The organism is Arthrobacter sp. NPDC056886 (assembly GCF_042788715.1).
In the GTDB taxonomy this organism is placed as follows: Bacteria; Actinomycetota; Actinomycetes; order Actinomycetales; family Micrococcaceae; genus Arthrobacter.
In genome coordinates, this window is sequence record NZ_JBHUBT010000012.1 from 63,301 (window position 1) to 81,277 (window position 17,977).

A 17,977-nucleotide genomic window follows, 5' to 3' on the forward strand; every position below is an offset into this window, starting at 1 on the left:
CTCTATTGCTTAGTAATAGAGTGAAGCGGCAGAAGAGATATTGGTTCGTCATTACGTCAGGCAAGATGGATCCATGCCAAGCTTGATTCGACCAAAACTGCCGCCCGAAGTTGAGGCGGCAATCAGTCTTATGGGCAACCGTGCCCGGGTGGATATTCTGCGCCACCTGTCGATGCTCGGCCCGTCGACCATCGGGCGTCTGCAGAGTGCGGTCGATATCAGCCGACCAAGCCTGAACCGACACCTCGATTTTCTCGCCGAGGCGGGTTTGGTGCAGACCGATCCCCCGGCAGGTATGCGCCACGGCAAGGATGTCGTCTATATGGTTCAACCCGATCGGGTCCGAGAGCTCACCCAGGAGTACACCAGCTATGTCGAAGGCATGTGACTGCGACTTTCCCGGTGCGCCCCGGCGGTACGCCGGTGCTCGGTGGATGGTCGTACAACTTATCGCGGTGGGCACATGTCCACGATAGCAGGACTGAAACATGTTTCAACCATGATTCAGTCGCGTTCGGGATCGTTTCTTTCGTAGGCGTCCACATCGTCCAAGAGTGCGTTGATGGCCTCGAGAGTCTTGATGTCGATGTCGCCGAGAGTTCGGGCCGCGATGTTCTTCAGCTTGTTCCGGCGCATCTTCTTCAAAAGCTGCAGCTCCCGCTCAATCCTTTCCGGGAGTTCCCCGAATTCATCGGTCAGGTATGCCGGTTCCACTTCGAAGAATTTGGCCATCGCGACCAAGGCTTCTTTGGGGACGGTATCGGGCGACTCGCCGGAGCGAATTCGCCACCAGCGCGTTCGAGAAAGCTCGTACCCGTTTTCGCGCACACCTGCCTGGATGTCGGCGAACTCATAGGGTTCTCCGCCTTCGGCCACCACGACGTCCAGGAGGAGATTCACCTTGCGAGCAAGGGTCTCCGCCCGCTCTAGCCGATCGCGGGGACTATCACCGCCAACCATAAATTCAACCCCATCCAATTTTCATTCGCCGTTTGCCGCAGCTTGTTCTCCGGCCGGACCCGGCGGGAACCAATATTCGAACCAGCGGCGGACAGCTAGATTCCACCCTACCGGGTCGGAATTCCATTCTTGTGTGTGTCCGGAACAGTCGAACTCCACGAGTTCTATCCGGTCTTTATGTGCTTGTGCGAAGCGGGCGGACGTTTCAAAAGGAACGGACCAGTCATTCCTATTGTGGAGGATCAGGACCGGTAAATGCAGGGCGCTCTGGAATCTGACCCGGTCAGGACCCCGCACCTCCAACGGACCCTCGAGGCCGGCCAGTCTGCTGAAGCCTCTGAGCGCCAAAAGTCTGGCTATGAGGGACCCAAGGAGTTGAGGACAGCGTTGATGGCGGGCGTTGGCACGCAGCACGTCCTCCCAGACCAATACCGGCGAGACCATAACGAGGCCCTTAATCTTCTCTGCCAACGACGACCGCTGCACGGTATTTAGAGCCATCGTTGCCCCGAGCGACCAGCCGAACACCACACATTCAGTTCCGCCGCGCTCGACAACAAACCGAAGAGCTGCTTCTAGATCGCGCCATTCCGATTCGCCCAAATGAGATCTAGTGTCCCCTGAGGGAGGGCCCTCGCCGTCATTCCGATATGAGATGACCAATGAGCTGAGCCCCAGACACGATGCGCTCTCAACCCCACGCAGCGTCTGTGCCCGGGTACTTCCTTGCCCATGGACATGAATAGCCCAGCGGTTAGTTCCCCGGTCGATCATCCAGGCAGGGGCTCGGCCGAGAGCAGTCTCGACAAAAGTCTCGACCACGTCAGCTGCAACGGACGATGGATCGGCCGAGACAATGCCACTCCACCGTCCCCTGGATTCCAGGGACAGGCTCGCGGGCCGATGAAGGAGGCCCCGCGTGACTTTGCCGTCACGGGTGGATATGACCGGACCGATGACTGCCGTCGGCCCGCCTGCCGAGAGCTGCAGGCCGAACTGGCCCGGCGCCAGCGTATGTCTTGTGGCTGGGAGCTCGATCTCGCTATCGGAAATTGCCAAAGGGGCGATGTCATAGCGGCGCCTGTACGTCGCTGAAGTCGCCTGACGGGCCGCCCATGCCGCACCGACAAGGGCGCCCGCGGCCCCAAGTAGCCCGGCCCAGGCAACAGCCTTCAGCGGGGACGCCACGACAGCCGCTCGAGGTGGGCGGAGGCGCTGGCCAGTTTTCCGAGGCCCTCGGCGCCAATTCTTTCCCTTGCTTCGGGATCCCGGGCCAAGGAGTCCTGGATCTCCACAATCATGCGGTGAAGCTCGCTGCGCCGGCGGTCCGGGCGTTTCGGAACCACGCCAAGATCCAGCGTCAGCCCGGCATTCCCGGCTACCGCCTGTCCCCAGACAGGTTCCAGACCCGCAAGCACCGAGCTGGTTCGCGCCGTTTCGTAGATGGCAGCGAGTTTGCGGCTGGCGGGAGGTAAAGCCATACCGGTGCAAAGAAAAAGGAACGTAGCCGAATTCAACACCGCATAGATTCCAGATAGGGCGGAGAGCGCCTCAATCATACCGAGCACGTGAAGTGCATCGAGTATGAGCACATCAACGACGAGCAGAACGGCGGACAGGCATCCCAAGCCAACGAGCGCGAAAGCTACGGTGTAGATTCCGGTGGTCCAGGCCTTCCGAAAGCGCACGCAAGTCCAGCCTGCGGCGGCCATGACCGCGCCTATGTAGAGATACTGGCCAGCTGAATACAGGCACGCCGCCCACTGCCCTCCGTAATCCCGCATGAACGACGTCGAGGTTACAGGAGCGTCTATCAGAATGAACAGGACGGATGCCAACATCGACGTGCTCACAAGTCCAGCTTTGGCCGACGCCTCGTACGAGGATTTCCTGCCGTAGGATGCCGGCTGTGCAGCCCGCTGAATGGCCCGGGCGAGAAAATAGACACCCGTCAACAGGAGAAGGTTCGCTCCAAGGTCCGCATAGTTCCTCCCGCCGAACCACCCATCTGCGAGCAGGTAAACAGGGTTAATATTGAGGACCATGGACACGGAAATCAGCACTGAGGCCCATAGGATGCTGGTGTCCTTACCCTGGCCGCGTGAAGCGATGACGATGAGTGTCAGGCTGACCATCAGCCCCGCTGCGATGATCTCCATCAGCCGAAGACTTCCTCGAAGGCGCCCGGTTCCCCAGGTCCTGCCCTCAACGCCTCAGCCATGAGATCGGCAAGGTACTCGGCCGTTGCTTCTTCCAAGGTTTGGAATTCGGTCCGCATGAGGGCCCTACGCACAACCTCCGGAGACAAGCCACGAAAGCCGCTCTTCAGGACTGTGCCCGCTCCCGGAGTAGTGTCGTGGCCCAAGATCATGTGAGCAAGCTCGTGAAGAATGAACTGCTGACGCTGAAGTTCCCAGGGCGTTGGGGGATGAAACACCCATTCCACCTTCGCCCCCGGCAGCCAAAGCCCACAGATTGAGGTGCCGACCAGCTTCTCTGTGGCACGAATTCGGATTCGCTTGCCTCGGATGTCTTCGATGACACTCAGAAGCAGACTCAGGGTCAGACCTCCGGGCAGTTCCAGGGCTGCGAATGCACAGGATGCATCACGGAAGGCCTGCTCAGACGTAGATACAGACAGAGAACGCAGAGCTTGCGTCACAACAACATGACCCTTCAGTAGCTTCATCGGGGATAGACTAGGTTGAAACATGTTTCAAACATGTCTTAGCTTGGTGGAGGATCCAGCATATCCCGGGCAGAACGGGCCCAACCATATCAAGCGGATCTCAGACATGATCGTCATTGCCAGGGAAGGAAGGATGCGCATGACCGCCGCCCCGACGCCGCAGCCACCCACGATGGGTTCGAGTTCAGCCCCTCCGCAACCCATCTTCCAGTTCGGCACGGCCGCTGGAAGAGCGACTCACGCCGGCAGGCCTGGCTGTCATCCCACCCAGAAGAGAGTGTTTCAGCGCCAGGTCCGCGAAGCCCAAGAAAAGGTGACGCGACACGCGGAGTCGGTTTCTGTAAACAAATCCCCGGATGCCGCCGAAAGCAGTGCTAATTTCGACTCAGTCGATAGCTGTAAACAGAAACCTCAAAGTGGTCGACTGCAAGTAGCACCAGCGATGAAGCAGTCACAACCGCAGGTTGTGCGAGATTCAAAGGACATGACCATGAGCGCAGTAATCAATCGTGGAGGCGGACGACCCAGCAAGGGCCTACGCAAATACATTGGCTTCCGCACGCAGGCTAAGACCGCGGAGGACGTTCAGATGATCGCTGCCGCCAAAGGCATGACTGTCACTGACTACGTTTCCTCCGCCGTCGACCGGTCCCTGCGCGAAGATCTGGCGTTGCTGGATCATTTCGCGCATCAGGAGGAACTGCCGATCCGCATAGCCTCATAACAGAAGAAGGCCCGCACTAGGCGGGCCTTCGAAGCTGAAGATCCACGATCCGGGAAGCTTGCCGGCGAACAGATCGTAGATCGGATGGAAGACCTTCACAGGGCTTCATTTGTATTGCAAAACCGATCCTGCAAGATCGGTCCTTAGTCATTCCCTCGTCAGGAACAAGATCATCGTACAACAGCACGCCCGCGTGCTGCCAGCCATATACGGCGCTGGCGTGTCGCGCGAGCCATCCCCTACGCACAGCCCCGCTCAGGCATGGGCTGCCTTGGCACCTATCCTCGCAGGTCAGCCTCGAGTTCGTCTTTCCCGGGATGCGGGCAAGACGTACCCGCAGAAGCACGAGCGCACTCTCAGTGAGATGCTGCCCATGCTCCCTGCGGCGGTCCGGATCTTCGGAAAAGACGGCACCTGTGCTGCGGTATTCCTTGACTTCGACTCCTCGGTAGCCGGCGTCGACTGGGTTCTGGCTGACGTCCGGGCCGTCCAGACCTGGCTGCACTCGGTCGGTGCCCGCTGGATTGAGGACTACTCCCCCAACGGCGGCCGCCACGTTTACATCCCGCTCGCGCAGCGGGTCACCTTCACTGAAGCGCGTGATCTTGTCGAGGCGCTGGGCACCCGGTACCGGACCCTGGACAAGACCCCGCACCAGAACCTCCTGCACGGCTGCATGCGCACACCCGGTTCCCCGCACAAGCGCGGCGGCCACCAGGAACTCGCCATGTCATTGTCCATGGCCTATGACGTCGCCCGCCGGCCCAACTCCGCCGGCATTTGGGCGGCCATGAACGCTGACCTGGCGGGGGAGATCAACGCGGTCCGGGCGCTGCGGCTCGAGACGACCTTCACTCCCGTGGCCGACGAAGCCCCGGCGGTCACGCACCCGGCCGGACGGATGTCCCGGACCATGCAGATCATGGCGCAGACCGGAATCTACGACTCGAACCGGTACGCCTCCGATTCGGATGCCCGCCAGGCGATTGTCACCGGGGCCGCGGCCGCCGGCCTCGAGCTCGTGGATGTAGAGCGCCGGATGATGCAGGGGACCTGGTCAGGGCTCGCCTCCTTCTATGCCCGTTATGCCTCCCGCCACCGCGTCCCGGCTCTGCGTCGTGACTGGATCAACGCGGTCGCCTACCTGAGCAAAAACCCCTCAAACGGGGACGGGAATAACAATGTCCGTAGATCCCCCACAAGCCAGCCAAATACACAGGGGCCACCACTAAAGGGCTTGAACCAAAACTCGAACCCCGATGCTGAGCATCGGTTCATCCGGAGCTGGCGGAATGCGCTACGAATCAGGGAAGTGAACTACACGGAATCCCGGATAGGGATGGCACGAAGAATGGTGCTGAGATCGCTGGGGGAGGCGGCCCACATGACAGCATCCCGGTTCATTGAATTCGGTGTCCGCTCCATCGCTGTCGCCACCGGACTCGACCACACGACCGTGGCCCTGCACTTGAAGGCCCTCCGGGCGGAGAAAGATCCCCTCATCACCCTGGTCGAGGAAGCCCGCGGGACCAAGGGCGATCTGTACATGCTCACCGTCCCCGAAGAGCTGAAGAACGCGGCCGAGGATGCGTCCTGGCGGAAAGGAAAAATCCACGCGTTGCGCCCGGCATTCCGGGAATTGGGCCTGCCGGCCGCGTTCGTTTACGAAGCCCTGGAGCACTCCCCCGCACTGCCGATCACCGACCTCGTCCGGGTCACCCGGCTCTCCCGCTCAGCGGTCAACGAAGCCCTGGAAATACTCGCAGCCTGGAACCTGGTGACACGGAACGCCGGCAAGTCCTGGTCGGTGGTGGCAACGACGTCGCTGAGGCAGCTCGCCGAACACCTTGGTGTGCTCGAAGCCGTCGCCGCGCAGCTGCAGCGTTACCGGATCGAGCGGATCATCTGGCGCGAATGGCTTGCCAGCAACGTCAACACCGTCGCCGAACTCCTCTCCCCCGTTGAGGACTACCCATGGGAGGCCTTCGAGGGTCCGCCCGATGACTGGGCCCTCTCCGACATCGCGTTCAGTCGTGCTGGATAAGCGCGGAAGCCAACTTCACCATGTCGGCGACGCCCGCCTCGAATACCTCGGGTATCACCCTTGAGATCATCCCGATATCATCGACACGCATAATGGCACTCCCCCGCAGTATGCGGGTAAGACGTTGGTAATTAAGCCCGGTGGCCGCGGAGAGATCACCCATGCTCATTCCTCGCTCGTCGAACGCGAAATGAGTCTCCTTGGCGAAGGCGTGCTGTGTCATCGCGCCAGGTACAGACCTGGAGTTCTCAGGCGTTTCTTCGACGAACGCCGGACTGCGCTTTCTCCCGAAGTCGCGGGGGTTTTTCGGCATGGATCGGGGCTCGTACCTCGGACCCGTCCGCGGCCGTATTGGATTGGGATCGGACTCCAGGGCACTCAAGATACTCCAACCCAGCGCCGACCACTCCCCTGTGTTGGCCCGCAGTGGCTGCCGGAACCATGCATGCATGCATGCATGCATGCATGAAAGCAAGCATCTACCCGACGGCCACTCCCTAGTCCCGGCCCCAGCGAGCCTTGATTGCCTGTTCGATCGCTTCCCGTACGGAGATGTCCTCGTCCTCAGCGGCGGCGTAGAGGATGTCGCTGACTTCTTCGGAAATCCTTGTGCTGAGCGGGAACGTCACCTCTCGGCGGCTGGACTTCCTCGAGGTCGGCGCCTTGGACGCTTTCGGGGTCCGTGCAGCTTGGCGCGGCGCACGGGGCGCCGGGGCAGGGACCGTGACCGGCGCCGGCTGCATTGCAGGTTCTTCCGCCGTCTCGGTGTGAGTCTGTACCGGGGCGGCCGCTGGAACCGGGTCCCCTCCCCCGCTTGCCGGCGTCGTTGCCGGAATGGCTACTGGCGCCACCTCGGGTGCAGGAGCGATGGCCGCCGGCGAGTAGTCGACAGGGTCGACTTTCTCATCGGGAGCCGGCCGGGGTGTGCGGCGCAGCAGTGCAGGACGGTCTTTGAGTCCCTCAGTCATCGGACGATCTCCTTCATCAGCTCGTTGTAGGCCTCCACGACGGGCAGGCCCTTCCGATAGTCCCCATACCACTCCTGGGTCATGCGCATTTCCTGGACGATGGTCCGGTGCGGCACCAGCGGGGTGAGCAGCATTCCGGTTTCGCGCATCTCCTCGATGCTGGCCACCGCGATGCGCGACATGACAGTGGAGGCGACAGCGCCGACGATGATGCCGGCCTCGGAAAGGTTGTCCGGAGCGCCGATGCGCTTACGGGACATGCGGAACTGCTCGACGCTCTTGCGGGCCCCTGCCACGCCGTCCACACCGTCGACGGTGGCCCCGGCGGCGTACACGATCGTGTCGGCAGCGTTCAGTGCCGACAGGGTCAGCGGACCGCCCTGGCGGTTTGGGCAGTCGATGACGACGACATCGGCGTCAATCCCGATGAGCGAGGTGCGCAGACGCAGTTCGGCATGATCGGCGCGGTCAGCTTCCCGGTTGGAGACACTCCGGGCGGACGGGACCACGCGCAGGTTCGGGAACCATTTGGATTCTACAGCCAGGTCTTCCGCCCAGCCTTCAGGGTCGGTGTCGCCCAGGATAGCCCCGACGTGCAGGCCTTCTTCCTTCGGTTCTATGCCGATCCACTTTGTTGCCGCTGCTCGCGGATCGAGATCGACCAGGACTACTTTGCGTCCGGATGCCGCGGTAACAGCGGCCAAGGAGACCGCTGATGTGGTTTTGGTGGCGCCGCCGGCTTCGCTGTACACCATGATTGTTTGCATGCGTTCCAGTTTTCAGGGCACACATGTGCGTTACAAGGAGCCACGCCGACCACTCCCCCAGTGTGATCAAGCTGGCATGAAAGACAGCTGTCCTTCATGCATGCATGAAGGACCACCACTCCGGTCCCTGTGTTCCAGCGGTTTTGCCCCTATTGTTCAGCTGTTCGTAGTCCTAAACGGGGGTCTCCGCCGCCGCCAACCAGTATAGGTGGGACGCCTTGGAGCCCGGTTGTTATTCATGCATTCATGCGTGAATGCATGAATACCAGCAAGCAGGCTGGCAGGCACGCAAGCAGGAATGCCTGAAAGCCAGCTTGCAGGAAGGCTTTCTTTCGGGCCTCGAATTAACTCGATCCGGTTAATACCAGCCCAAGAACCACGCGAGATTATGACCAGGCCAGCATGCAAGAAGGCAAGCAAGCATTCATGCGTGAAAGCTCGCTTGCCCGGTGGACCGCCCTGCAGGGGGAGCTTTCATTCATGCATGAAAGCAAGCTGGAACGACAGCATGCATTTCAGCTTGCGGGTATGGCACGCCGAGAGGAACGGCCTGCATGCCAGCAAGCTTTCCTTCATGCATTCATGCAAGACAGCTTGCTGGCATGCAATGCCGGCACTCGAGGGCATGCAGGCATTCGTTCCTTCTTTCATGCATGAACGCATGCTTTGTGGAAAGTATGCTGACGCCCTCAGGGACACCATGTGCTGCTCTGCTGGAATGCTTACAGTCATGAAGCAAGCAGGCTTGAATGCAAGCCTGCTTTCATGCATGCATCTAATCCAGTTCGCTTCCGGCCGCCGCCCGACAGGTCGTCCTGCACCGAGCAGCGCGCAGGCAGGGCCTCAAGTCGATGTTGCCCGACCCGAGACGGTGCTGACTCGAGCCATGCAGCGGCCTTGGCTATGGCGTCATCGACGTCAATGTCGACCCAGCGTACGACTGGCAGCTCGGAGGCTTCGAGGCGTTCCTCAGAGCGGTGGGTCGAGGCCTGGAAGGATCGGTCCTTAGACGAGGGGTTGTCCCAGTCGCAGAGGTCGTTTTCGCTGACGATGGGGTTACAGTCTGCGTCTACGGTTTCGACGAAGGTGGCCTCGGAACTCTCTGCGGGAGTTGAGGGTGGCGGCCTGGGGGAGCACATCGAGCATGTCGATGGCGGCCGATGCCGTGGCCGCATCGCGGATCTCTGAGGCGAGCTCATCCCGCTGCGCGTCAAGGACTTCCTGCTGACGCTGCCAGGACTGCTGCTTGTTGCGGTCGCAGCGATTGACCTTAACCGTTGGGCGGCGGGGACGAGGGCCGCCACGGCGTCCGAATGCTCGGTGTCGGCGAACTGCCCGCCTCCAGTCCGGTCGCTGTTGTGTCTCCAATCCCATTAAAGCGCTTCGATACGGCGTGTGGCTTCCCGCGGGTCTCCGCCCCAGGCGTCCGAAGGGACGGGGTCATGGAACCACGGTGCTTCGTCCCAGAACACCGGGCCTTTACCCCCTGAGCAGTAGTTTGAGGATGATCCCGATGGAAATTGATCTTCGAGAATCCGGGTCGGTGAGGCGGGTCTTGCCGCCTACGATGGATCTCGCGTCCCTGTCGACGCCCCAACCACGTGCCATTCTGGCCAGAAGCGAGTCGATGATTGTCCGTTCGTTCCTCATTCTTTTATCCATTTGCTGCTCATCGAAGTGGCCTGCCGGCGGGCCAGTAACAGGGTCAATTACTTATGGGTGTAAGGAGTCGGTGACTTCGCGAGTGGGGGGCAGAGAGCCCAGGGGCGCGCTGTGGTTACATCATGTTCCAAGGCAGGCTCAAATATCGTCAGCCTAGGGCATACCCTGACTGACGCCAGATGACCACCCGTGATTTTGGCAGCTTGGGACTTGAGTTGGTATTTCCTGACACTTTGCCGTGAGGGTCTATGAAGTCAGCGCGACGCTCGACGTGGTTTTCGGAAGTGAAATAGTGTTGAGGGCAAGGCTGGCGTTGGCTGTGGGGGAGACGGCAGCTTGAACCAAGAGCGAAGGACGCCCTGTTGGCCCGCAAAATCCATGTCCAGCTCATCGATGATCTTTCCGGGGAGGACGCCAAGGAAACCATTCGGTTTTCCGTCGACGGCACTGACTACGAAATTGACCTCTCATCAGATCACGCCGCTGAGCTGCGGGGAACGCTGGAACGGTACGCCTCGAAGGGCCGGCGTCTGCGCGGCTCGTCCGGTCCAAGGGCCGGGCGTGCCCTGTCGATGAGTAGGGACGAGACTCAGAAGATCCGCAAGTGGGCAGCGGAGAACGGATACAACCCCAGCCCGCGTGGACGCATCAGCCAGGCCATCAAACAGGCGTACGACGCTGCCCAACGATAGCTCGAACACCCAGGCGGAGGCGCCGCCCTGAAGTGAAATGCGATGCTGCTGGTGACGCGACGTAGGCGCTGTATCGGCATTGGGACCAAGTGACACATCCAGAATGATGCGTCGGTCCCGGTCCTAGCAGGTCGCCGAGCGGTCCCGTCGGGCCGGGGACCTGTGCCTCTTTTTCGAAATGGCCGCGCTTTAGCGGGACCAGCCGGGCTTGTTTGTGTAGGTGTATTTGTAGAAATCTGCGAGTTCTAGCCGGGCGGCGGCTGATGTGTCGACATACACAGTCGCGGATGGATGCAGTTGGATGACCGAAGCCGGGCACCGGCTTGAAACCGGGCCTTCGAGTGCCGCCGCGATGGCCTCGGCCTTTGCAGTTCCCTGAGCAAACAGCAGCAAATGCCGGGCATCCATGATGGTTCCCAGGCCTTGGGTTATGCAATGTCGCGGGACCTCTTCAAGGGTGGCAAAGAACCGGGCGTTATCTTCCCGGGTCCGCTGGCTCAGAGTCTTGATCCTGGTGCGGCTGGCGAGCGAAGAGCCGGGTTCGTTAAAGCCCAGATGACCGTCGCTTCCGATGCCGAGGATTTGGACATCGATGCCTCCAGCCGACTTGATCGCGAGCTCGTAGCGGTCTGCGGCCTGCTGGGGGTCTGATGCGCCGCCTTCGGGAACATGCACGAGCTGAGGATTCAGTCCGAGTGGCCCGGTCACTTCACGCTCAATTGTGGCGGTGTACGACCGCTCGTCCGACGCGGCGATCCCAACATATTCGTCCAGGGCGAAGCCGCTCACCCTGCGCATATTCAGGCCCGCTGACACGTGTCGGCGCAGCGCTTGGTACAGAGGCAGTGGGGACGATCCTGTAGCCAGGCCAAGGACGGTTTCCGGATTTTCGGCGATAGTTTCCGCCAGCCGTTTCGCCTCGATTTCTCCGGCTTCCTCAAGCGTTTCGACGATGATTATTTCCATGGTGCTCCTTTCGGCTGCTGGCCGCTGGTCGGCCCAGTTGAGGATGATGGGTCAGATGAGTCGCTGCACGTGTTCAGAAATCGTGCGGACGGAGGGGGCTGGTCTAAAGCTTCTGGCGTCCGGCAATTGCGGCGCCGATTACTCCCGCGTCCTCGCCGAGTGACGCAGGAAGAATGAGGGGCAGCGTTGTCGCTCCCAACACTGAAAGAGCGTCGTCGAGTGGCTGGAACAGATTCGGACCGGATTCGGCCAGCCCGCCACCGAGCACCATGACCTCAGGACCGAGCAGCGCCGAAATCTGAACGATCGCTTCCGCCAGTGCTTCGACGGCTTCCCGCCAGACCACTTCGGCGGCCCGGTCGCCGTCCCGCAGGCGACGGACTACTTCATCCGCGCCCGCTACCTGGCTTCCGGAACGGGTGCTGTATCTTCGAGCGATCGCCGCGGCCGATGAAATGGCTTCCAGGCAACCCGTCGCTCCGCAGACGCATACCGTGTGGGCGGCAACACGGAGGTGCCCGATTTCCCCGGCCCTACCCTGCGCGACGCAGATCCTGCCATCCACAAAAAGCGCTGCCGCTATTCCGGTGCCCAATGCCATGATGACCGCATTCTCATACCGGGCAGCCGCACCAAGGCGGTATTCCGCAAGGCCGGCGGCGCGAACGTCATGGCCGAAATAGACGGGCATTTGAAGTCTTTTTTCGAATATCGACCGGAACGGGACATCCCTCCAACCAAGGTTGTGCGCGAGGACACCGGTGCCGGCGTCCTCATCAACAATCCCGGGGACAACGACAGCGACCGCACAGCGGCCCGCACCCTCGCGCTCCTGCGAGAAGCTGTGGACGGTTCGCTCAATGAGGTTCAAGAGGCGCCCGGGCGTTTCTTCCCCGGCAACGGGGGTGGGCATTCTCCGGACCGGACTCATGGTCCCGTCCGGATGGATCAGGGCAGCCTTGACGGTGGTCCCTCCGACGTCGAAGGCGAGCACCGAGCCGTTCGCTGGTCCCAGATTCAGCTTTCGGGGCAGGGCTGCGCCCGCCCTTCCTGCAGCGGTGCCGGCATCGGTTCCACCTAGCATCCTGCTCCTCCCTTCCGCGTCGCGCGGTGCGCAGGGATAGCGAAATTTTTCATGGCGCGCACATCACCTGCGCGGACGTACTCAGGACTCTGCCGTGGCACGGCTAACCCGCTTGAAGAGACCTTCCGGATCCCGGAGCAGTGGTTCAAAGGCGAGCTCCGCGGCACCGAAGATCTGCGCGTCGCCAAAGGTGGAACCGACAAGTGTTACCGGTTGTATCTGGGCAACGACAGAGAGCTCCAGCGCGGCGTTCATTCGTTCCTCAAATCTCGACATCAGGGGTGACAATGTCCCTGCAAAAACGACGCGATCGGGTGAGAGGGTGTTGACGAGACTGATCAGGCCGACCTGCAAATGATCGACGATTCGATCCATGGCCGCGGGTACTGCAGTGGACTGGCTGAGGGCGCTGAGCACGGCATCCATTGAGGAGGGCGCGGACGAGACGTCGCTCATTGCAGCCACCATGGCCCGGCCGTCAACCAGCAATTCCAAACAGCCCCTGGATCCGCAGCTGCACTGGGGTCCTGAAGGATCGACGATCAGGTGTCCCGCCTGCAGGGGGTGATCGGATCGGCCCGATTGCTCGTCGGCCAGGATCAGCGCGGAACCCACACCGATCTGCTGTCCCGCCAGATATAGAAGCCGTTGCGCCCCCCGTCCTGCTCCCATACGGAACTCCGCCAGCGCCCCGAGGGTGGCATCATGTGCGATCAGGACAGGCACATCTGCGGGTAACGAGTCATCCAGGACAGCGGCCATCGGGATGTTGCGCCATCCCAAAGGAAGCACCGCACGAGCGACGCCGCTATGCGCGTCGAAAACGCCCGGCACGGAGATGCCGATGCCCACACACGTACTCCCCAAAGACGCGTGTACCTCATTTATCGTCCCCGCGATTCTCGTCAGCGTCTCCAAGGGAACCAGGCCGATGGCGTCAAAGGACTCGAATCGTCGCAGCTTAATCTTGCGCCTCAGGTCCACGACGGCCAGCTCCAGCCCGTTGGAGCTGAGGACACACGCGATGACAACGGCACCGGAACCAACTATTTCAAGTGTTGCGGATGGGCGGCCGGGCGTGCCGTCTCCGACCGTCGAGCCGGCGCGGAGCAGGGCCAGTCGTTGGAGGGCATCCACTGCCTTCCCCGCTGCACTCCGCGCCAGCGACGCCCCCGCAGTAGCGTCCGACCGAGTCATCGGACCGTCCGCACGAAGGGCGCTCAGCATCCGTCCGGCGGCAGTTGAGCCAAGGAGGGGTATTGCCGCAGGAGTACTTGTCGGGTAGTTTGTTCTCACAAGAACAAACTACCCGATGGTTTTGTGTAATCCAAGGCCCAGTCCGGCATGATTTCAAGCCCTCCAAGGCCCCGCATTAGATATTCAATGACGAAAGAAAGGCAGGTTTTCCCTTGACTAGAACCTATCGTAACTACCGGTCTGCCGCCGCTGCGTTGGCCGTTTTCGCATTAGCCGGCTTTGGACTGAGCGGATGCGCCGAGCCCTCAAATTCCCCAGCAGCCACAGCCCCCAGCGGAAAAATTGCGCTGCTCCTTCCCGATCTGGTGACCGCCCGCTGGGACCAGCAGGACAAGCCCGTCTTCGAGGCCGCGGTGAAGGAATCCTGCAACAGCTGCACCGTCACTTCCTACAACGCTAAGGGCTCCGCCAGCACGCAGCTGCAGCAAGCCGAAGCAGCAGTAACGAACGGGGCCAGCGTCGTGGTGTTGGCTCCCGTCGATTTCCGTTCTGCGGAGCAGATCGTGGACAGGGTGCATGCGGCAGGTGCCAAGCTGATCAGCTATGCGAGCATCATCCAGAGCAAAAACGTTGACTACGGCGTGACGACGGACATTGCGGGCATAGGTGCCCAGCAGGCCCAGAGCCTTGTCGACGGGCTGAAAGCCAAGGGCATCACCTCGGGCGGACTCATCGTTATGAACGGTTCCCCTTCAGATGCCTTCGGTTCGAAGTACAAGGCTGGCGCTCACTCCGTGCTTGATAAAACCAACTTCACCATCGCGGCGGAATATGACACCAAGGACTGGTCGGCAGAAAACGCCCAAAACCAGATGTCCCAGGCCATTACCAAGGTGGGCAAGGACGGATTCGTCGGCGTCTACGCGGCCAACGACCAGCTTGCCGGTGGTGTGATCGCCGCCATGAAAGCAAATGGAATTGACCCGTCCACCCGCCTGATCACCGGGCAAGACGGCGCCGCTGCAGCCCTGCAGCGCATCCTGGCCGGCGAGCAGTACAACACAATCAACCTGCCGATCAAGGAATTCGCCGCCAACACGGCCAAAATCGCATCGGCGCTGGCACAGGGACAGACTCCGCCCACCAACCTCATCAACGGTGAAGTCGACGGCCCGGACGGCGTCAAGATCCCGACCTACCTTTGGTCCAACAACGTCATCACCATTGATCAAGTTGCCGACATGATCGAGCCGAAGGGCTTCTGGACGCTGGACGACATCTGCACACCGGACTACAAGGACGCCTGCGCCAAGGCCGGCCTACTCTAGCCCGACACCCTAACTCGACGAAAGGAGTCACGGGGTCATGAGTGAAACCCTCCTAAGCTTTCAATCTGTCACCAAATCGTATGGAACGATCCGTGCCTTGGAGGACGTGTCCTTCACTATCAATAGGGGTGAAGTCGTTGCACTGGTGGGCGACAACGGGGCCGGTAAATCCACGTTCGTCAAGGTCTTGTCCGGCACGGTGATTCCGGACAGCGCCGAGATGGTCTTCGAAGGCCAGCAGGTGCACGTGGACAGCCCGCTCGCCGCCGTTGATCTGGGTATTGCGACCATCTATCAGGACCTGGCCGTCTGCAGCAACCTCGACGTTGTTGCCAACCTGTTCTTGGGCAGGGAACTGCATCGGGGATCCGTATTGGACGAACTCGCCATGGAGCGGGAAACCACTGCTCTATTGGCGGAGCTGTCCGTATTTCCACGGTCGCTCCGGGTGCCCATCAGCAGTCTCTCGGGCGGGCAACGTCAATCGGTTGCGATTGCCCGGTGCCTCCTCGGCAACCCGAAGCTCGTCATTCTCGACGAACCCACTGCTGCCCTCGGCGTCGCACAAAAGGCCCAGGTCGTCGACCTCATCCGCCGGCTCCAGGCACGTGGCCTCGCAGTGGTGCTGATCAGCCATAACCTTGCCGAGGTCTTCGCGGTCGCGGACCGCATCGAAGTCCTGCGGCTCGGACGGAACGCCGGATCATACCCCGGCGAGGAAAAATACCAGGACGAAGTAGTAGCTGCCATCACCGGCACCCAGCTGTCTACGCCGAAGGAAGCAGCATGAGCACAGAAACACCAGTGAGAACCCCGCTCGGCGGATCACCGGGTGGGGCCAGCCCCGCGCTGGCAAGCAGGCTCCGGAGCCTCGTGAGGACTGACGACGCGACACGCGTCGGTGTCCTCCAGGTCGTTATTGGGCTGGCCGTGATCTGGGGCGTGTTCTATAGCCTGAATCCAGCCTTCCTGTCCCCAAGCAACCTGACAAACCTTGCCCTGCAGATCGTGGCGGTCGCGACGATGTCTATTGGCGTTGTGCTCGTCTTGTTGATCGGTGAGATCGACCTATCCGTCGGTACCGTCAGCGGTCTGGCGGCGTCCCTGATGGCCGTGCTGAACGTTTCGCAGGGGTATCCGGCAGTGGTGGCAATCCTCTTGGCACTGGCCTGCGGTGCCGTCGTCGGCCTCGTTCACGGTCTCATCATTTCCACTTTCGGCGTACCGTCCTTCGTGGTCACATTGGGCGGGCTCATCGGTTGGCAGGGGCTGCAGCTGCTGCTGCTGGGCGATACCGGTGCCATCAACATTACGGATCCGGGGCTGCAGGGTCTGACCAGTTCGTTCTTCGCCCCCTGGGTCGGTTGGGTCTTGACGCTGCTCCTGGTTGCGACCATGGCCCTCCGCACCTTCAGGACGCGGGCAAAACGCGCGAAACTGGGACTAACCAACTCGCCCGCCGCTGCAGACATCATCCGGCTGACCGTCATCTCGGTGGTCCTGATCGCTGCCGTCCTGGTTCTAAGTGCCAGCCGCGGCATCCCGCTGAGCGTGCTGATCCTCATGGGACTCGTGCTGCTGATGGATTTCATCTGCCGGCGCACGCTCTTTGGCCGGCGGCTGTTCTCCGTCGGAGGGGACGCGCAGGCCGCGGCACGCGTGGGCATTCATGTAAAGACAACGACGGTCATCGTTTTCATGCTGGCCTCGACCTTCGCTGCCCTCGGCGGGATCCTCTCGGCATCCCGGCTCCTGGCGGTCAACGAAACATCGGGTGCGGGAGAAATCCTCCTCAACGCCATCGCCGGAGTAGTCATCGGCGGCACCAGCCTCTTCGGCGGTCGCGGCAGTGTCTGGTCGGCAGTTCTTGGCGCGCTCGTGATCGGATCGATCTCCAATGGCATGGACTTGCTCGCGCTTCCTTCGCCTGTGAAGTACATGATCACCGGGGCAGTGCTGATTGCTGCGGTCATCTTCGATGCCGTCATGCGGCGCCGGCAGAGCAGGTAGGGACAAATATGAAAAAGGGAATCAACTTCTGGTCCTTTGCGCCCGGAACGTCACCTGAGGAAGCCCTTCAGCTGTCTCACTCGGCCGGCTTCGAAGGTCTGGAACTGGTTTTGGCGGAGACCGGGGAGCTCAGCCTCGAAAGCAGCCCTCATGAACTGCGCGTCCTGAGGGCGCGCGCGGAAGACCTCGGTGTCGAAATCCATTCTCTCGCGACAATGCTGCAGCTGCAGTACAACCTGGTGAGCGACAACCCCGTAATCCGCCAGAAGGCAGTGGATGCAACCAAGGTCCAGATCGAGACCGCCAAAGTCCTTGGGGCCGAAACGGTACTGGTCGTACCGGGTTACGTGGGGGTGGATTTCATTCCGGACGCGGAGACTGTGCGCTACGACTACGCCTATGACCGCGCCCTGGACGCCTTTCGCGAGCTGGCGCCCTTCGCTGAGGCGGCAGGCATCCGCATCGGAGTAGAGAACGTGTGGAACCGATTCCTGACCACCCCCCGGGAAATGCGCGAGTTCCTCGACGAAGTCGGCAGTCACTACGTGGGTTCGTACTTTGACATTGGAAATGCGCTCGGAACGGGATTCCCCGAGCAATGGATCGAGATCCTGGGGCACCGGATCGTCAAGGTCCATGTGAAGGACTACCGCACCAATCCCGGAGGACTGAGTTCCTTCGTTGACCTTCTTTCCGGCGACGTGAACTTTCCGGAGGTCCTGCGGGCGTTGACGAAAGTCGGGTTCAACGACTACTGCTCCGCGGAAGTGACCCCGTACCGGTGGCATCCCGAACAAAGTGCTTACAACGCTTCCGCCTCGATGGATCGAATATTCGGCTGGAACCAGAACTAGCGGCCGCCAGGCAGGCCCGCGTACGAAAGAAA

Annotated in this window: 18 protein-coding genes; 8 read left to right on the top strand and 10 right to left on the bottom strand. The window is 61.2% G+C overall.

The window, feature by feature from the left end; translation table 11 throughout:
• Positions 1-73: 73 nt before the first annotated feature.
• Positions 74-388: an ArsR/SmtB family transcription factor gene (locus tag ACFRJ8_RS19450; protein WP_377988017.1), complete on the top strand. Its 315-nt coding sequence runs from the start codon at positions 74-76 to the stop codon at positions 386-388.
• Positions 389-504: 116 nt separating this feature from the next.
• Here the strand turns inward: ACFRJ8_RS19450 and ACFRJ8_RS19455 are convergent, their stop codons facing one another.
• The 4 genes from ACFRJ8_RS19455 to ACFRJ8_RS19470 all read right to left on the bottom strand — a co-directional run bounded on the left by ACFRJ8_RS19455 (position 505) and on the right by ACFRJ8_RS19470 (position 3,649).
• The gene (locus ACFRJ8_RS19455; RefSeq protein WP_377988018.1) at positions 505-900 is read right to left on the bottom strand and encodes a hypothetical protein; all 396 of its coding nucleotides are present in this window, start codon (positions 898-900) and stop codon (positions 505-507) included.
• Positions 901-981: 81 nt separating this feature from the next.
• Positions 982-1,563: an alpha/beta hydrolase family protein gene (locus ACFRJ8_RS19460; RefSeq protein WP_377988019.1), complete on the bottom strand. Its 582-nt coding sequence runs from the start codon at positions 1,561-1,563 to the stop codon at positions 982-984.
• A 569-nt stretch (positions 1,564-2,132) separates the two neighbouring features.
• Positions 2,133-3,119 carry a hypothetical protein gene (locus ACFRJ8_RS19465; RefSeq protein WP_377988020.1) on the bottom strand — a complete coding sequence of 329 codons (987 nt, stop codon included), beginning with the start codon at positions 3,117-3,119 and terminating at the stop codon, positions 2,133-2,135.
• On the bottom strand, positions 3,119-3,649 hold the full coding sequence (locus ACFRJ8_RS19470) for a hypothetical protein (protein WP_377988021.1): 531 nt from the start codon (positions 3,647-3,649) through the stop codon (positions 3,119-3,121). The genes ACFRJ8_RS19465 and ACFRJ8_RS19470 overlap by 1 nt, the downstream gene beginning before the upstream one ends.
• A gap of 106 nt (positions 3,650-3,755) precedes the next feature.
• On the opposite strand from ACFRJ8_RS19470, the gene ACFRJ8_RS19475 reads away from it, so the two are divergent.
• Both ACFRJ8_RS19475 and ACFRJ8_RS19480 read left to right on the top strand, forming a co-directional pair.
• The gene (locus tag ACFRJ8_RS19475; RefSeq protein ID WP_377988022.1) at positions 3,756-4,373 is read left to right on the top strand and encodes a hypothetical protein; all 618 of its coding nucleotides are present in this window, start codon (positions 3,756-3,758) and stop codon (positions 4,371-4,373) included.
• A 364-nt stretch (positions 4,374-4,737) separates the two neighbouring features.
• Positions 4,738-6,417, top strand: coding sequence for a MarR family transcriptional regulator (locus tag ACFRJ8_RS19480; RefSeq protein ID WP_377988023.1), 1,680 nt, complete (start codon positions 4,738-4,740; stop codon positions 6,415-6,417).
• Here ACFRJ8_RS19480 and ACFRJ8_RS19485 read toward each other — a convergent pair.
• The 3 genes from ACFRJ8_RS19485 to ACFRJ8_RS19495 form a co-directional block, all read right to left on the bottom strand.
• The gene (locus ACFRJ8_RS19485) at positions 6,401-6,730 is read right to left on the bottom strand and encodes an XRE family transcriptional regulator (protein ID WP_377988024.1); all 330 of its coding nucleotides are present in this window, start codon (positions 6,728-6,730) and stop codon (positions 6,401-6,403) included. The two genes, ACFRJ8_RS19480 and ACFRJ8_RS19485, sit on opposite strands and share 17 nt — an antisense overlap.
• Positions 6,731-6,914: 184 nt before the next feature.
• Entirely contained in the window at positions 6,915-7,385 is a 471-nt protein-coding gene (locus ACFRJ8_RS19490) for a hypothetical protein (protein WP_377988025.1), read from the bottom strand.
• Complete coding sequence (locus ACFRJ8_RS19495; protein WP_377988026.1) at positions 7,382-8,152, bottom strand: ParA family protein; 771 nt, start codon at positions 8,150-8,152, stop codon at positions 7,382-7,384. Before ACFRJ8_RS19495 ends, ACFRJ8_RS19490 begins: the two co-directional genes overlap by 4 nt.
• A 2,024-nt stretch (positions 8,153-10,176) precedes the next feature.
• Between ACFRJ8_RS19495 and ACFRJ8_RS19500 the strand changes: the two genes are divergently transcribed.
• Positions 10,177-10,506: an Lsr2 family protein gene (locus ACFRJ8_RS19500; RefSeq protein ID WP_377988027.1), complete on the top strand. Its 330-nt coding sequence runs from the start codon at positions 10,177-10,179 to the stop codon at positions 10,504-10,506.
• 189 nt (positions 10,507-10,695) lie between these two features.
• On the opposite strand, the gene ACFRJ8_RS19505 is transcribed toward ACFRJ8_RS19500, so the two are convergent.
• The 3 genes from ACFRJ8_RS19505 to ACFRJ8_RS19515 all read right to left on the bottom strand — a co-directional run bounded on the left by ACFRJ8_RS19505 (position 10,696) and on the right by ACFRJ8_RS19515 (position 13,693).
• A complete protein-coding gene (locus ACFRJ8_RS19505; RefSeq protein WP_377988028.1) occupies positions 10,696-11,472 on the bottom strand; it encodes a glucosamine-6-phosphate deaminase in 777 nt (258 codons plus the stop codon).
• Between the two features lie 103 nt (positions 11,473-11,575).
• The gene (locus ACFRJ8_RS19510) at positions 11,576-12,466 is read right to left on the bottom strand and encodes an ROK family protein (RefSeq protein ID WP_377988113.1); all 891 of its coding nucleotides are present in this window, start codon (positions 12,464-12,466) and stop codon (positions 11,576-11,578) included.
• Between the two features lie 171 nt (positions 12,467-12,637).
• Positions 12,638-13,693, bottom strand: a complete 1,056-nt coding sequence (locus ACFRJ8_RS19515) for an ROK family protein (protein WP_377988029.1) — start codon at positions 13,691-13,693, stop codon at positions 12,638-12,640.
• Between the two features lie 272 nt (positions 13,694-13,965).
• Between ACFRJ8_RS19515 and ACFRJ8_RS19520 the strand changes: the two genes are divergently transcribed.
• From ACFRJ8_RS19520 to ACFRJ8_RS19535, 4 genes are read left to right on the top strand one after another with little or no spacing between them, the layout of a single operon-like run.
• On the top strand, positions 13,966-15,081 hold the full coding sequence (locus ACFRJ8_RS19520) for a sugar ABC transporter substrate-binding protein (protein WP_377988030.1): 1,116 nt from the start codon (positions 13,966-13,968) through the stop codon (positions 15,079-15,081).
• A 37-nt stretch (positions 15,082-15,118) separates the two neighbouring features.
• Positions 15,119-15,871, top strand: a complete 753-nt coding sequence (locus ACFRJ8_RS19525) for an ATP-binding cassette domain-containing protein (protein ID WP_377988031.1) — start codon at positions 15,119-15,121, stop codon at positions 15,869-15,871.
• A complete protein-coding gene (locus ACFRJ8_RS19530; protein WP_377988032.1) occupies positions 15,868-17,091 on the top strand; it encodes a sugar ABC transporter permease in 1,224 nt (407 codons plus the stop codon). The genes ACFRJ8_RS19525 and ACFRJ8_RS19530 overlap by 4 nt, the downstream gene beginning before the upstream one ends.
• 8 nt (positions 17,092-17,099) lie before the next feature.
• Positions 17,100-17,945, top strand: a complete 846-nt coding sequence (locus ACFRJ8_RS19535; protein ID WP_377988033.1) for a sugar phosphate isomerase/epimerase family protein — start codon at positions 17,100-17,102, stop codon at positions 17,943-17,945.
• Positions 17,946-17,977 lie beyond the last annotated feature (32 nt).

What these genes read in the sequence shown, in the direction of transcription:
- ACFRJ8_RS19470 (WP_377988021.1), bottom strand. Translation starts at nt 3,649, where the DNA reads ATGAAGCTACTGAAGGGTCATGTTGTTGTGACGCAAGCTCTGCGTTCT.
- ACFRJ8_RS19505 (WP_377988028.1), bottom strand. Translation starts at nt 11,472, where the DNA reads ATGGAAATAATCATCGTCGAAACGCTTGAGGAAGCCGGAGAAATCGAG.
- ACFRJ8_RS19480 (WP_377988023.1), top strand. Translation starts at nt 4,738, where the DNA reads ATGCTGCCCATGCTCCCTGCGGCGGTCCGGATCTTCGGAAAAGACGGC.
- ACFRJ8_RS19475 (WP_377988022.1), top strand. Translation starts at nt 3,756, where the DNA reads ATGATCGTCATTGCCAGGGAAGGAAGGATGCGCATGACCGCCGCCCCG.
- ACFRJ8_RS19465 (WP_377988020.1), bottom strand. Translation starts at nt 3,119, where the DNA reads ATGGAGATCATCGCAGCGGGGCTGATGGTCAGCCTGACACTCATCGTC.
- ACFRJ8_RS19525 (WP_377988031.1), top strand. Translation starts at nt 15,119, where the DNA reads ATGAGTGAAACCCTCCTAAGCTTTCAATCTGTCACCAAATCGTATGGA.
- ACFRJ8_RS19450 (WP_377988017.1), top strand. Translation starts at nt 74, where the DNA reads ATGCCAAGCTTGATTCGACCAAAACTGCCGCCCGAAGTTGAGGCGGCA.
- ACFRJ8_RS19495 (WP_377988026.1), bottom strand. Translation starts at nt 8,152, where the DNA reads ATGCAAACAATCATGGTGTACAGCGAAGCCGGCGGCGCCACCAAAACC.
- ACFRJ8_RS19485 (WP_377988024.1), bottom strand. Translation starts at nt 6,730, where the DNA reads ATGCCGAAAAACCCCCGCGACTTCGGGAGAAAGCGCAGTCCGGCGTTC.
- ACFRJ8_RS19490 (WP_377988025.1), bottom strand. Translation starts at nt 7,385, where the DNA reads ATGACTGAGGGACTCAAAGACCGTCCTGCACTGCTGCGCCGCACACCC.
- ACFRJ8_RS19530 (WP_377988032.1), top strand. Translation starts at nt 15,868, where the DNA reads ATGAGCACAGAAACACCAGTGAGAACCCCGCTCGGCGGATCACCGGGT.
- ACFRJ8_RS19535 (WP_377988033.1), top strand. Translation starts at nt 17,100, where the DNA reads ATGAAAAAGGGAATCAACTTCTGGTCCTTTGCGCCCGGAACGTCACCT.